Below are 13,637 nucleotides of genomic sequence, written 5' to 3'. Positions count from 1 at the left end.
TCAGCCCCCACTGATCCGGCCGGGGCGCTGCTGCGTCCCCGGCACGCGAGGCGCCGCATCCGCGCGGCGCTCGAGCAGCCTCGCGACGATGAACACCGCGAACACCGGCAGATAGAGCAGCAGGGACGCGAGCGGCGACACGAAGGCGAGCGCGACGCTCACCGCGGCGACGAGCATGGTGCCCGCGGACGTCAGCGCGTGCCTGCGCACCCAGGCGACGTCGTCCGGCGCGGTCAGCAGCGAGGGGTGCCGCGCGAGGTACAGGTCCATCGCCGCCCAGGGCACGCTGATCACCACGGTCACGATCGCGAAGACGACCATCGCGGCGACCTGGTCGGCGCGGTCCCCCTCCTCGAGCGCGCTCGAGACCAGGGCGGTCGGCCACGGCACGAGCGTGGCGCCGAGCAGCAGGCCCAGGTTCAGCACCAGCACGACCGGATCCGTCCGGCGCAGCCGCGAGATCGCCTCGTTGTGGTTCAGCCACACGATGCCGATCGCGAGGAACGCGGTGAGGAACGCGAGGTAGGTGGGCCAGCCGTCGAGCAGCTGCTCGGGCGACCGCGCGCCCTCCGGCAGCAGCTCGAGCACCAGGAGCGTGAGCACGATCGCGAGGACCGCATCGCTGAACGCCTCGATCCGGCCGATCTCACGGGTCTGCGCTCGTCGTGCCACGCCCGGATCCTGCCAGACCGCCGACGCGAACGCCCCCTCCGGGCTCCGGAGGGGGCGTTCGCTGCGCCGTGGCGGGTGAGGGATTCGAACCCCCGAATGCGAAGCAGTCTGAATCCTGAGTTACAGAGAACCCGTTCAGTACCGAGCCATCGCCTCGTTCTCGGGAGACGTTATCTGCACCAATACGCGACCGCTACTGGTTGATGAGGTGATCGAGGTCCGGTAGACCCGGCTTCTCGACGAGCAGCGACTTGCACTTGCTGAGTTCCCTCAGCAACACGGCTTTCTCTGCGGAGTCGACACTAAGCCCCCAACGCGCTTTGACGCCGACCCACCCCTTGACGTAAGTGCAGTGATTCTTCGCTGGTAGCCAGTTGGCAGGATCTCGATTTCCTCGGCCAGGACCGTTGAGGTAGCTCGCGAGCTGTAGCGACCACTTGTAGTCGATGTCGTTGTTGAATGCGACGCCCCGGCGGTGCGTCCACTTGCTCGCGCACGATCTCCAAGCTTCGTTGATGGAGACCTGTCGATTGATCTCGAAGTCGTGAGGGTTGGTGGACACAAGGTTGTTGTACAGCGACTTCCATTTCCCCTCGATCCTGCAAGACGGTGTGACGAGGTAGATGGAGATTGCATCACGGAGGAGGACCTCCTTGCGGGTGCTGCATCCGTCATGATCAGCGTCGTAGTCATCGCCGTAGTCGAACAGCTCCGTGTTGATTTCTTTCTCGTACTCGGCCACGACCTTCAAACGATTCAACAGTGTGCGGGCGGACACGAATGAGTCCGCGGCCTGAGCCGATTGCGCCGTGGCGACGACACCGACGGCGAGATTCGCAGCAAGGCAGGCTGCACTGAAAAGGGCGATTGTCCGCCGCATGACGCTGCTCCAGTGGGTGCTGGTGGGGTGCGGGAAAGGTAGCAGCAGCCCGCGATATCCGTCTATGCCGCGAGTCGGAACCCAATCTATCGTCGTCGAGGCACTGCCGGGTCGTGTCGGTCGAGAGGATTGCGATGCAACAGGCACGCGTTGAACCGATTCGGCCGATCGAAACTCGTTACAGCAGGTTCGCGACGGAGGCGGACGCTGAAAACTTCGATAGCTCTCCGAACGGGGATACGACGATCGAGGCCGTCTTGTGCCAGCCTGCGACGCGGCGCGGTCACGCGTGGCGGCCACGACCGACATCGCTAGGGCGGACTGTTGCCACCCTCAGGGCGCTGGCACGGTCGTTCCAGAACGGCTCCCTTGATGCGGCGCTGGCCACCCGCGAGCCACCGCGGCGCTCGACCGGAGGTGCGGGGGCGTGCGGACAGACGGAAGGCCCGCAGTTCCTTAGAACTACGGGCCTGCGCTGCGCCGTGGCGGGTGAGGGATTCGAACCCCCGAATGCGAAGCAGTCTGATTTACAGTCAGATCCCTTTGGCCGCTTGGGTAACCCGCCTGGCTGCTCGGGCCAGCCCTGTGCAGGCTGGCCCGAGGCGCGGGAAGCAGGATACCCGGCCGGGAACCGCCGGCGGAACCGGGCGCCCGCGGCCGCGTCGCAACCGTGACCTCCGCGGTCCCGTCCGCGACGCGCAGCGCGATCAGGACCGCGGGAAGCGACCGCGCGGCTACGCCTCCTTGACCGCCCGCAGCGTGTAGGTGAGGGGCACCAGCTCGGTGCGCACGGCGAGCCGCCACTCGTCCAGGTCCGTGCGCACCATCCGGCCCCACAGCGCCTCCCACGGCACGCTGCGGTGCTCCTCCAGCATCGTCAGCCGCATGCCCGCGCCGAGCAGGGCCGTCACGATCTCGCCGAGGCCGTGGTTCCACGACGCGCTGCGGGTGTGCTGGAACTCGTGCTCGGACGCGACGTAGGTGCCGGGCTCGTCGAACACGGTCGGCTCGGCGGTCTCGAAGTAGGGGTACGCCACGACGAGCGCCTCGCCCTGCGTCTCGTCGATCGACCACAGCATCGGGTGCCCCTCGCGCAGGAACAGCTCGCCGCTCGGCCGCAGCAGCGCCGCGACGGTGCGCGCCCACGCGGCGATGTCGGGCAGCCAGCAGAGCGCGCCGATGCCGGTGAAGACGAGATCGAACGCACCCGGCTCGAGCACTGACGTCGCGTCGTCGACCGTCGCCTGCACGTAGGTCACCTCCGCGCCCGCGCGGGCGGCGAGCGACCGCGCCTGCGCGAGCGCCTCCGCCGAGAAGTCGAGCCCGGTCATCCGCGCCCCGAGCCGCGCGAGCGACAGGGTGTCCGTGCCGATGTGGCACTGCAGGTGCACGCCGCGCCTCCCCCGCAGGTCCGGCAGCCGCGGCAGGTCGAATCGGACCACGTCGGACAGGAACTCCGGGTCCTCCACGAAGCGCTCGACCGCGTAGTCCGGCGACGCGGCGTGCGGCACGGCCCGCTCGTCCCAGTTCGCCCGGTTCAGCTCGATCCAGTCGTCCATGGCGCCAGCCTCCTACACTCCTGATCCCATGGCCGATAGCTCGTTCGACGTCGTCAGCAAGGTGGACGAGATGGAGGCGGACAACGCCTTCAACCAGACCCGCAAGGAGATCGAGCAGCGCTACGACTTCAAGGGCGTCGGCGCCTCCGTCGAGCTGAAGGGCTCCGAGTTCCTGCTCAAGGCGTCCAGCGAGGAGCGCGTGAAGGCGGTGCTCGACGTGCTCGAGTCGAAGCTGATCAAGCGCGGCATCTCGCTGAAGGCGCTCGACGCGGGCGAGCCGTTCCCCTCCGGCAAGGAGTACCGCATCGAGGCGAGGCTGAAGAACGGGATCGACAGCGACAACGCCAAGAAGGTCACGAGGCTGATCCGCGACGAGGCGCCGAAGACCGTCAAGGCACAGATCCAGGGCGACGAGGTGCGCGTGCAGTCGAAGAGCCGCGACGACCTGCAGGCGACGATCGCGCTGCTGCGGGGCGCCGACCTGGACCTCGACCTGCAGTTCGTCAACTTCCGGTAGCGCCGAGCGCTTCAGCAGGACAGGCCTCCGACGACCGGAGCACTTGAGCAGGAAGAATCCTCAACGGCAGGAAGAATCTGCCGAGTTCTTCCTGCTGAAGAGCGTTCTTCCTGCTCAAGTGCTCCGGTCTTCCTGCTGGAACGCACGGGGCGGCCCCACTTCTCGGGCGAGAGCGCGGAGCGGGCCCGCCCCTAGGATCCGGGGCATGGAGGCCGGTCTGTCGCTGGCGCTCCCCTACGTGGTCGTCGCGCTGGACGTCACCATCCGCGTGCTCGCCGTGATCTTCGTGCCGAAGAACCGCCGCCCCGCGACCGCGACCGCGTGGCTGCTCGCCATCTTCTTCATTCCGTACGCGGGCGTGATCGCCTTCCTGCTGTTCGGCAGCACCAGGCTGCCCAGGCGCAGGCGCCTGAAGCAGACGCAGATCAACCGCTACGTGATGGAGGCGACGGAGGGCATCGAGCTCGCCACCGAGCAGCCGACGTGGCCGCAGTGGTTCGCCTCCCTCGCCGCGCTGAACCGGCGGCTGGGCGCGATGCCGCTGCTGGGCGGCAACACCGCCCGCCTGTTCGGCGAGTACGACCGCTCCATCCACGAGATGACGGAGGCGGTGCGCTCGGCGCGGACCTTCGTGCACGTCGAGTTCTACATCCTGTCCCTCGACACGACGACCGCGCCGTTCTTCGACGCGCTGGACGACGCGGTGCGCCGGGGCGTGACCGTCCGGGTGCTGCTGGACCACATCGCCTCCCTCCGGGTTCGCGGCTACCGCCGCACGATCCGCCGGCTGAAGCGCATGGGCGCGGAGTGGCACCTGCTGCTGCCGGTGCAGCCCTGGCGCGGCCGGTACCAGCGCCCGGACCTGCGCAACCACCGCAAGGTCCTCGTGGTCGACGGCCAAGTCGGGTTCATGGGCTCGCAGAACATGATCGACCGCACCTACGACCGCTGGACGAACCGCCGCCGCGGGCTGCGGTGGAAGGACCTGATGGTCCGCGTCGAGGGTCCCGTGGTGGCCGAGCTGAACACGGTGTTCCTCACCGACTGGTACACGGAGACGAACGTCGTGCTGGAGCGGGAGGCGCGCCAGACCGTCGCGCCGGTCGGCGACGAGGACCTCGACTGCCAGGTGGTGCCGAGCGGGCCCGGGTTCGAGGGCGAGAACAACCTGCGGCTGTTCAACGGACTGATCTACGCGGCGCAGCGCCGGATCGTGCTCGTCAGCCCCTACTTCGTGCCGGACGACTCGATGCTGTACGCGGTGACGACCGCCGCGCAGCGCGGGGTGGAGGTCGAGCTGTTCGTCAGCGAGATCGGCGACCAGGCGGTGGTCTTCCACGCCCAGCGCAGCTACTACGAGACCCTGCTGAAGGCCGGGGTCGTGATCTGGCTGTACCGGAAGCCGACGATCCTGCACGCGAAGCACTTCACGATCGACGACGAGGTCGCGGTCCTCGGGTCGAGCAACCTCGACATGCGGTCGTTCACGCTGAACCTCGAGGTGTCGATGATGGTGCGCGGCCGCGCGTTCGTGAACGACCTCCGGCAGATCGAGGAGGGGTACCGGCGCGCGAGCCGGCGGCTGACCCTCGACGAGTGGCAGGCGCGCCCCCTCCGCACGGCGGTCCTGGACAACGTCGCCCGGCTGACCGCCGCGCTGCAGTAGACCGCCGTACCGTGCTCGGATGAAGACCCCGCCGCGGCCCATCGTCCGCAACGCCGCGCGCACGCTGCTGCTCGACCCCGACGGCCGCGTCCTGCTGATCCGCGGGCACGATCCGGAGGCACCGGAGGCGGGGCACTGGTGGCTCACGCCCGGCGGCGGCCTGGAGCCCGGCGAGGACGCCAGGGCGGCAGCGGTGCGGGAGGCGTTCGAGGAGACCGGGCACGAGGTCGCCGATCTGGTCGGGCCGGTCGCGCGCCGCTCCTCCGTGTTCCGGTTCGACGGGCGGCTGATCGAGCAGCGCGAGCTCTACTTCGTGGCCCGGGTCGAGGCGTTCGAGGCGACCTCCGCCGGCTGGACGCCGCTGGAGCAGCGGGTGCTCGGCGAGGCCAGGTGGTGGACCCTCGACGAGCTGCGCACGACCGGGGACACGGTGTTCCCGGAGCACCTCGCGGACCTGGTGGCGGCGGCGCTGGCGGGCTAGTGGTCGGACCGCAGGTTGGTCGGGGGTCCGGCCCGCTCGCGGCGCGGTCGATTCCTCACGCGGTACCTTCGGCGACGCGCGGTAGTCGTGTCCCCTTGCGCGGTAGCCGTGGCGTCGCGCGGTACGCATGCGCACCGCGCGACGCCACACCTACCGCGCGACAGGCATCGCACCGACACCGCCAGCGCCCCCGACGAGCCTCCGCGTCGGACCACGAGCCGCAGAGGCGCTCGGAGGCGAGGGCACCCGGGCCGTCGACGGCTTCGGGGACCCGTCGCGCGGTGGTCCCGACCTTCGCGCGGTAGGTCGACCCACCGCGCGGCAGTCGGGGTACCGCGCGACGCGGCGGGGACACCGCGCGAGGCCGGCCTCAAGCCCTAGCCGAGCGGCAGGTCCGAGGCGAGCTCCAGCCGCACGAGGGGCAGCTCGTCCCGCGGGACCACGACGGTCACGACCCGGCCGTCGTCGAGCGCGACCCCGACGGCGAGCACGAACGGGTCGGTGTCGAGCAGCAGCCCTGGTCGCGGCACGCCGTCGACGACGACCTCGTGCGGCTGCAGCGCGTTCCGCGGCACGACGACCTCGGCCATCAGGTCGTCGTCGCCGAGCCCGAGCTCGCGGCGGAACCGGTTCAGCAGCACGTTCTCGGCATGGCCGGCGACCCGGTCCTCCACGGTCTGCGGGTCCGTGCCCGGCGCGGTCCAGGAGGTGTGCACGGCCTCCCACAGGTGCGGGTACCGCAGGCGCTCCCGCGCGTCGAGCAGCCACTTCGGCAGCGGCCGCTCCTGCGGGCGGTCGAGGGCGGCGCGCAGCGCGTCGTCCAGCTGAGCGAGGTTGCGCGGACTCGATCGGTCGTCGGGGTCGCGCCACAGCACGTAGGAGCGCGAGAGGGTGACCTCCTCCAGCACCTCCGGCCCGTCGGCGTCCTGGTGCCGCGACTCGCTGATGCCCTCGACGCCGCGATCCTCGAGGTGCCGCTGCGGCACCAGGCCTGCCGCCGCGATGCCCAGGGAGCCGACGCGCTCGCGCACGTGGTCGTGGGGATCCGGGGTGTCCTCCGTCACGTGGCCCGAGATCTGCATGCGGGGAAGTCTCGCGCGGCGCGGCCGACGCGACTAGCGTGTCGGCCGTTCCGAGTGCGGAGGGAGGAGTCGCCATGGCCGTCGATGCCGCGCGCCCAGATCCCCTCCCCTGCGAGGCCGCCCGCTGAATCCCGGGTGCGGCCTCCCGTCCCTCCGGAGCCCCACCCATGTCGTACGACGACGTCTTCCGCCTCGTCGGGCAGCTGCCCGACGAGGAACCCGGCGATGGCCAGCGCTGGTCCACCTGGCCGTCCGTCATCCCCACCGATCGGGGTCCGCGCCCCTGGCCGGACTGGCTCGTGACCTCCTCCGCCGCCTTCGACACCGAGCTGGGCGTCGTGAAGACCGGCAAGGAGGCGGACGTGTTCCTGATCGAGCGCGCCGTGCCGGGCGAGGCGGGCTGCCGGCTCGCGGCGAAGCGGTACCGCGGCACGGACCACCGCGACTTCCACCGGTCGGGCGCGTACGAGGAGGGGCGGCGGATGCGGAGCACGCGCGACAGCCGCGCGGTGGAGCGCAAGTCCTCCTACGGGCGGCAGGTCGCGGCCGGGCACTGGGCCGCGAGCGAGTTCGCCGCGCTGCGCCGCGCGTGGACGACCGGGCTGCCGGTGCCGTACCCGGTGCAGATCGACGGCACGGAGCTGCTGATGGAGTTCATCGGCTCCGGGCGCACCGCGGCGCCGCGGCTGGCCCAGACCCGGTTGCGCGGCGACGACCTCGCCGACGCCTTCGAGCAGGTCGTCGAGATCCTGCGCGGCTTCGCGCGCGGCGGGTTCGCGCACGGCGACCTCTCCGCCTACAACCTGCTGCTGCACGAGGGGCGGGTGGTCGTGATCGACCTGCCGCAGATCGTCGACCTGATCGCGAACCCGCTGGGGCCCGATCTGCTGCACCGGGACGTCGTCAACGTCTGCACCTGGTTCGCGAGCCGCGGCGTCGACCGCGACGCGGAGGCGGTGTTCGGCGACGTGATCGCGGAGGCGTGGTGATCCGGCTCACAGCGGTCCAGCAGCCCGCCTCCAGCGCCGCGGCTCTAGCGTCCGGTCATGGCTGCACGCACGCTCAGGGTCGAGTTCGTGCCCGAGGACGTCCTGGACGAACGACCGCCGGCACCGCAGGTGCACGACGTGTCGGTCGACTCGGGCGTTCCCGGCACCCCGGAGGTCCTGGAGAACCCGCACGTCGACTTCCCCGGCACCTGGACGCTGATCGGGGAGGGCCCCGACGGCACCCTCCGCTACCGGCGGGCGGCGCGCGTCGCGGACACCTCGGACACCGCCGCCCTCTGACCGCGCTGATCGCTCGCGGATCCGGATCGACGGGCCGACACGCCGCCTCCGGCGCATCCGGACACGGCGTGTCGCGCGCTGGATCCGGATCCGCGAGAGGAATCCGGATCCGCGAACATCAGCGGGCGGAGGCGCCCAGGGACGCCTCGAGCATCTCGTCGCGGGGCACCACCTTGACGCGGGTGCGGCCTGCGGCCTCCCCGAGCGCCAGCTCGTGCCGGTCCAGCAGGTGCCACCCCTCGACGGTCGTCCAGCGCACGCCGCGGGAGGCGAGCAGCTCGTCCACCGCCCTCTCCTCCGGATGCGCCGGGTCCCACCAGGTGCCCTGGTCGGTCAGCACGTGCTCGACGGTCTCCATCGCGTCGGACTTGGTGTGCCCGATCAGGCCGACGGGGCCGCGCTTGATCCAGCCGGTGGCGTACACGCCGTTGACCAGGGCGCCGTCGTCATCCTGCACCTGCCCCTCGTGGTTCGGGATCACGCCGCGGCGCTCGTCGAAGGGGACGCCGGTCAGCGGCGAGCCGAAGTAGCCGACCGCGCGGTACACGGCCTGCACGGGCTGCTCGCGGAACTCGCCCGTGCCGCGCGCGCCGCCGAGCCCGTCCGGCTCCGTGCGCTCCCAGCGGATCGCCTCCACGCGGCCGTCGCCCACGATCTCGACCGGCTTCGCCCACCAGTGCAGGTGCAGCCTCCGGCTCGCCTCCCCGGCGTCGCGCCGCCGCCAGCCCTGCAGGATGCGGTCCATCACCATGACCTGCTTGTTGGCGGCGATCGCGGTGCGCGCCTGGTCGTCGTAGTCGAAGTCCTCGTCCCGCACGACCACGTCGACGTCCCGGACCTCGCCCAGCTCGCGCAGCTCGAGCGGCGTGAACTTCACGTTCGCGGGGCCGCGCCGGCCGAACACGTGCACGTCGGACACCGGGGAGGAGCGCAGCCCGGCCTCCACGTTCGCGGGGATCTCGGTGGGCATCAGGTCGTCGGTGTGCTTGACGAGGATCCGGGCGACGTCGAGCGCGACGTTGCCGTTGCCGATCACCGCGACCTCGCGGGCGTCGAGCGGCCACTCCCGCGCCACGTCCGGGTGGCCGTCGTACCAGGACACGACGTCGGCGGCCCCGTAGGAGCCGGGCAGGTCGATGCCGGGGATGTCGAGGGAGGCGTCGCGGATCGCGCCGGTGGCGAAGATCACCGCGTGGTAGTGCTGCTGCAGGTCCGTCAGCGTGATGTCGGTGCCGAACTCGACGTTGCCGAACAGCCGCACCGCGCCGCCGTCGAGCACCTCGCGCAGCGCGCCGATGATGCCCTTGATGCGGGGGTGGTCGGGCGCGACGCCGTAGCGGACGAGCCCGTAGGGGGCGGGGAGGCGCTCGAACAGGTCGATCGAGACGTCGAACCCGCGCTCGGCCTTCTTCGCGATGTCGGCGGCGTAGATCCCGGCGGGGCCGGCGCCCACGATCGCGAGTCGGAGCGTGGTCATTCGTCCTCCTTCGAGCCGGGGGCGCGCTGCGCCGGCCGGCCATGCGGATGTCAGTTGGAGCGGTCGACGAGCAGGTCGGCGAACCGCAGCAGCGCCCGCTTCACCGTGCTCGGGGGCAGCACGTCCAGCGCGCCCTTCGCGGAAGCCGCCCAGGCGTGCGCCTCGGTGCGGGTCAGCTCGGTCGCCGGGTGCGCGCGCAGCTCCGCGACCGCCTCCGCGAGCGCCGCGTCGTCCGCGCCGACCGACTCGATGCGCTCGACGAGCGCGCGGTCGGCCGGCTCGGTCTCGGCGGACCTGCGGAGGAGGAGCGGCGGCAGCGTCGGCACCCCGGCCCGCAGGTCGGTGCCCGCGACCTTGCCGGTGTCCGCCTCCTCGGGCGCGAGGTCGATGACGTCGTCGATCAGCTGGAACGCGACGCCGATGCGGCGGCCGAACGTCGCGAGGGGCGCCCGGTACTCCCGAGGCGCGTGGGAGTAGGACGCGCCCCACTCCGCAGCGGCCGCGATCAGCGCGCCGGTCTTGTCCTCGAGCACCTGCAGGTAGTGGTCGACGGGGTCCTGGTCGGGCTGCGGGCCGACGGTCTCGTGCAGCTGCCCGAGCACGAGCCGCTCGAACACCTCCGCCTGCGCGAGCACGCCGTCGTCGCTGCGGATGCCGGCGATCAGCTTGCTGGCGCGCGCGAACAGCAGGTCGCCGGTGAGGATCGCGACCGAGTTGCCCCACACCTGCTGCGCGGAGGGGACGCCGCGGCGCTCGGCCGCCTCGTCCATCACGTCGTCGTGGTACAGCGAGCCGACGTGCAGGATCTCGACGGCCTGCGCCGCGGTGACGACGTCGGCGGTCACGCCGTCGCCGAGCTGGGCGGTCAGCAGGGTGAGCACGGGCCGCACCCGCTTGCCTCCGGCGGCGAGCAGGTAGCGGGACCGGACGTCGGCGACCCGGTCGTGGAACGCGACCTGCTCGAGGATGCCGGCCTCGACCAGCTCGAGCCCCTCGTCGATCCGCGCCGCGACGGCCCGGTCCTCGCGGGACGCGAACAGGCGCTCGGTGAAGCTCAGCTGCGCCCGGAGGGAGGCGCTGCGTCCGGCCCCGTCGGCCGTCACTCGCTGGCCCACACGCCGGCGGACGGCTTGATCCCGCGGTGCAGGGCGACGATGCCGCCGGTCAGGTTGCGGTAGCGGACCTGCCGGTACCCCGCTTCCCGCAGCCAGGAGGCGAGCGTCGTCTGGTCCGCCCACTCCTTGATGGAGTCGCCGAGGTAGCCGTACGCGGGGGCGTTGGAGGAGGCGATGCGCGACACCGTCGGCATCACGTGGTCCAGGTAGGCGAAGTACGCGGCCCGGAACGGCGCGACGGTCGGCTTCGAGAACTCGCAGACGACGATGCGGCCGCCCGGCTTCGTCACCCGGAACATCTCGGCCAGGGCGCGGTGCGGGTCGGCGACGTTCCGCAGGCCGAACGAGATCGTGACGCCGTCGAACTCGTCGTCGCCGAACGGCAGCGCCTGGGCGTCCGCGAAGACGAACTCGATGCGCTGGTCCTCCGCGTGGCGCTCCCGGCCGACCGCGAGCATGCCCTTCGAGAAGTCGGCGGCGACGACGCGGGCGCCCGTGCGGGCGAGCGCCTCGCTGGACGTGCCGGTGCCGGCGGCGAGGTCGAGGATCCGCTCCCCGGCGCGCGGCGCGACGGCGCGGACGGTCGCGGCGCGCCACAGCTGCGCGTTGCCGCCCGACAGCAGCGTGTTCATGAGGTCGTACCGGCGCGAGGCCTGGTCGAACATCGCTGCGACGTCGGCGGGCGTCTTGCTCAGATCGGCCGCGGACACGGAGCGCAAGCGTAGTCGAGCCGCCCGCGTACGCTGAGCGGGTGACGGAGGGAGCGGGGGCGCCATTCCCCGTCACGATCAGGCGGATCGTCGATCCGACGGCCGCAGCGGAAGCCGCGGCGACCGAGCTCGGTGCGCCGGTCGCCGTCTGGCGGCACGGCGACGACGCGCTGACCGGCTTCGGGACGGCAGCCCGGCTGGGGTTCGGGGGTCCGGACCGCGTGCGGGCCGCAGCCGCCGCGTGGCGCGCGCTCGCCGCTCGGGCGCGGATCGACACGACGGTGCCGGGCGCCGTCCCGGTCGCCTTCGGCGCCTTCGCGTTCGCGGACGACTCCGCCGCGACGAGCCTGCTGCTGCTGCCCCGGGTCGTGCTGATCGAGCGCGCGGGCTCCGCGTACCGCATCGAGGTGCCGCAGCTCGGCGATCCGATCCCCGCGACGGCGGCGCCCGTTCCGGCACCCGACGCGCGCTTCGCCCCCGCCGCCTACGAGCACGCCGTGAGGGAGGCGGTCGACCGGATCGCGGCGGGCGGCCTGGAGAAGGTCGTCCTCGCCAGGGACCTCGTGATCGAGGCGCCGGGATTCGACCTCGGCGCCGCCCTCGCGGTGCTCGCCGACCGGTACCGCGGTGCCTGGGTGTTCGCGCTGGACGGCGTGTTCGGCGCCAGCCCGGAGACGCTCGCCACCGTCACGGGCGGCCTCGCGACGTCGCGGGTGCTCGCCGGCACCGCCCCGCGCGGCGACGACGCCGCGACGGACGACGCGAACCGGGACGCGCTGCTGACCTCCCCGAAGAACCGGTTCGAGCACGCGCTGGCGGTCGACAGCCTGCTGCTCGCGCTCGGCACGACGGTCGACGACCTGACGATCGGGCGGCCGTTCGCGCTCGGCCTGCCGAACGTGTGGCACCTCGCGACGGATGCCACCGCACGGGTGCTGCCCGAGGTCGGCGCGCTCGACCTCGTCGCGCTGCTGCACCCGACGGCGGCGGTCGCCGGAGCGCCCCGGGACGCGGCGCTGACGGCGATCGCGGCGCTCGAGCCGTTCGACCGGCGCCGGTACGCCGGTCCGGTCGGCTGGATCGACGCCGCCGGCGACGGCGAGTGGGCGATCGCGCTGCGCTCCGCCGAGATCGAGGGCCCCGACCGGGTGCGGGCGTACGCCGGCGCGGGCGTGGTCGCCGCCTCCGACGCCCACCAGGAGCTGGAGGAGACGGGCTGGAAGTTCCGCCCGATCCAGGAGGCCCTCGCCCCCGTCCGCACCCCCTTCGTCCGGTAGGTCCGCCGGTCTCGTTCTGCAGGTCCAGCAGACCTACGAAACGAAGGGGATCAGCGGAGGGGGACCTCGACGAGGCTCAGGCCGGCGGCCGGCGCGGTGAGCACCCGGTCGAGGTCGCCGCGGGTCTCCACGCGCTGGTGCTGCCAGCCGTAGGCGGCCGCGAGCGCGGCGATGTCGACGGAGCGGGGCGTGCGGAGCACCCGTTCGAAGTCGGCCGCGTCGGCGGTGCCGGCCACCTCGAGGGAGTCGAACAGCGTCCCGCCGCCGTCGTCGCCGACCACGACCTGCACCCGCGGCGCCGCCTCCCCCGGCGCTCGCAGCAGCGCACCGGCGTCGTGGAGGAACGCGAGGTCGCCGACCAGGACCCTCGTCGTGCCCGCGCGCTCCGCCTCCTCCAGCCCGAGCGCGACACCCAGCGCGGTCGAGATCGTGCCGTCGATGCCGGCCAGCCCGCGGTTCGCGACGACCCGGATGCGCTTGCCCGGGACCGCCGAGTCCATCTCCCGGATCAGCCTGCTGGCGGCGACCACGAGCCGGTCGTGCGGCCAGGTCGCGCGCCAGATCGCGTCCACGAGCACCCGGCGCGTGATCGGGGCGCGCAGGGCCGCCAGCTCGGCTCGCTGGTGCTCGCGCAGCTCCTTCGCACCGGGTTCGCCGGGTCGCCCGGCGTACGGGAGGTCGTCCGTCGCCTCCAGCAGCCCGCGCGACGTCGTCACCCAGCGGCCCGCCCACCCGCGGTCCGGATGCGGGCCGGAGGCGGAGACCGCGCCCGTGCGCGCCGCGCGCCCACCGGTCGGATCGAACCACTCGCCGCCCGGCGGTCCGACGAGCACGGTGTCGACCTCGGTCCTCGAGAGCAGCCGCGGCACCTGCCGCGACAGCGTGGGGTGCCCGAAGACGACGGCGCGCTCT

14 protein-coding genes and 1 tRNA gene are annotated in these 13,637 nt (G+C 72.3%); 6 read left to right on the top strand and 9 right to left on the bottom strand.

Going from position 1 to position 13,637, the window contains the following annotated elements; translation table 11 throughout:
• The 4 genes from ACFE60_RS05760 to ACFE60_RS05745 all read right to left on the bottom strand — a co-directional run bounded on the left by ACFE60_RS05760 (position 1) and on the right by ACFE60_RS05745 (position 3,111).
• Positions 1 to 672: a TMEM175 family protein gene (locus ACFE60_RS05760; RefSeq protein WP_375387891.1), complete on the bottom strand. Its 672-nt coding sequence runs from the start codon at positions 670 to 672 to the stop codon at positions 1 to 3.
• A 193-nt stretch (positions 673 to 865) separates the two neighbouring features.
• A complete protein-coding gene (locus ACFE60_RS05755) occupies positions 866 to 1,552 on the bottom strand; it encodes a hypothetical protein (RefSeq protein ID WP_375387890.1) in 687 nt (228 codons plus the stop codon).
• Positions 1,553 to 2,035: 483 nt separating this feature from the next.
• Positions 2,036 to 2,117, bottom strand: a tRNA-Tyr gene (locus ACFE60_RS05750).
• Between the two features lie 169 nt (positions 2,118 to 2,286).
• Entirely contained in the window at positions 2,287 to 3,111 is an 825-nt protein-coding gene (locus ACFE60_RS05745) for a class I SAM-dependent methyltransferase (protein ID WP_375387889.1), read from the bottom strand.
• A gap of 28 nt (positions 3,112 to 3,139) precedes the next feature.
• On the opposite strand from ACFE60_RS05745, the gene ACFE60_RS05740 reads away from it, so the two are divergent.
• From ACFE60_RS05740 to ACFE60_RS05730, 3 genes are all read left to right on the top strand, one after another.
• Positions 3,140 to 3,628: a YajQ family cyclic di-GMP-binding protein gene (locus tag ACFE60_RS05740; RefSeq protein ID WP_375387888.1), complete on the top strand. Its 489-nt coding sequence runs from the start codon at positions 3,140 to 3,142 to the stop codon at positions 3,626 to 3,628.
• A 205-nt stretch (positions 3,629 to 3,833) separates the two neighbouring features.
• Positions 3,834 to 5,294: a cardiolipin synthase gene (cls, locus tag ACFE60_RS05735; protein ID WP_375387887.1), complete on the top strand. Its 1,461-nt coding sequence runs from the start codon at positions 3,834 to 3,836 to the stop codon at positions 5,292 to 5,294.
• 19 nt (positions 5,295 to 5,313) lie between these two features.
• A complete protein-coding gene (locus ACFE60_RS05730; RefSeq protein ID WP_375387886.1) occupies positions 5,314 to 5,775 on the top strand; it encodes an NUDIX hydrolase in 462 nt (153 codons plus the stop codon).
• Between the two features lie 377 nt (positions 5,776 to 6,152).
• Here ACFE60_RS05730 and ACFE60_RS05725 read toward each other — a convergent pair whose 3' ends face one another.
• Positions 6,153 to 6,857, bottom strand: a complete 705-nt coding sequence (locus ACFE60_RS05725; RefSeq protein WP_375387885.1) for a hypothetical protein — start codon at positions 6,855 to 6,857, stop codon at positions 6,153 to 6,155.
• 167 nt (positions 6,858 to 7,024) lie between these two features.
• Between ACFE60_RS05725 and ACFE60_RS05720 the strand changes: the two genes are divergently transcribed.
• Complete coding sequence (locus tag ACFE60_RS05720; RefSeq protein ID WP_375387884.1) at positions 7,025 to 7,846, top strand: serine protein kinase RIO; 822 nt, start codon at positions 7,025 to 7,027, stop codon at positions 7,844 to 7,846.
• Between the two features lie 57 nt (positions 7,847 to 7,903).
• Positions 7,904 to 8,146 carry a hypothetical protein gene (locus tag ACFE60_RS05715; protein WP_375387883.1) on the top strand — a complete coding sequence of 81 codons (243 nt, stop codon included), beginning with the start codon at positions 7,904 to 7,906 and terminating at the stop codon, positions 8,144 to 8,146.
• A 118-nt stretch (positions 8,147 to 8,264) separates the two neighbouring features.
• Here ACFE60_RS05715 and ACFE60_RS05710 read toward each other — a convergent pair whose 3' ends face one another.
• The 3 genes from ACFE60_RS05710 to ACFE60_RS05700 are packed head-to-tail and all read right to left on the bottom strand — an operon-like array spanning position 8,265 to position 11,448.
• On the bottom strand, positions 8,265 to 9,623 hold the full coding sequence (locus tag ACFE60_RS05710; protein ID WP_375387882.1) for an FAD-dependent oxidoreductase: 1,359 nt from the start codon (positions 9,621 to 9,623) through the stop codon (positions 8,265 to 8,267).
• A 50-nt stretch (positions 9,624 to 9,673) separates the two neighbouring features.
• On the bottom strand, positions 9,674 to 10,726 hold the full coding sequence (locus ACFE60_RS05705; protein WP_375387881.1) for a polyprenyl synthetase family protein: 1,053 nt from the start codon (positions 10,724 to 10,726) through the stop codon (positions 9,674 to 9,676).
• A complete protein-coding gene (locus ACFE60_RS05700) occupies positions 10,723 to 11,448 on the bottom strand; it encodes a demethylmenaquinone methyltransferase (protein WP_375387880.1) in 726 nt (241 codons plus the stop codon). Before ACFE60_RS05700 ends, ACFE60_RS05705 begins: the two co-directional genes overlap by 4 nt.
• Positions 11,449 to 11,489: 41 nt before the next feature.
• Here ACFE60_RS05700 and ACFE60_RS05695 point away from each other — a divergent pair, with 41 nt between their 5' ends.
• Entirely contained in the window at positions 11,490 to 12,725 is a 1,236-nt protein-coding gene (locus ACFE60_RS05695; RefSeq protein WP_375387879.1) for an isochorismate synthase MenF, read from the top strand.
• 50 nt (positions 12,726 to 12,775) lie between these two features.
• Here ACFE60_RS05695 and ACFE60_RS05690 read toward each other — a convergent pair.
• The coding region (locus tag ACFE60_RS05690; protein WP_375387878.1) for a thiamine pyrophosphate-dependent enzyme at positions 12,776 to 13,637 on the bottom strand (862 nt) is incomplete at its 5' end.

The sequence above is a fragment of the uncultured Amnibacterium sp. genome (assembly GCF_964245895.1).
In the GTDB taxonomy this organism is placed as follows: domain Bacteria; phylum Actinomycetota; class Actinomycetes; order Actinomycetales; family Microbacteriaceae; genus Amnibacterium.
Note: the sequence above shows the minus strand (reverse complement) of the source record. Positions and strands in the feature narration are given on the sequence as shown.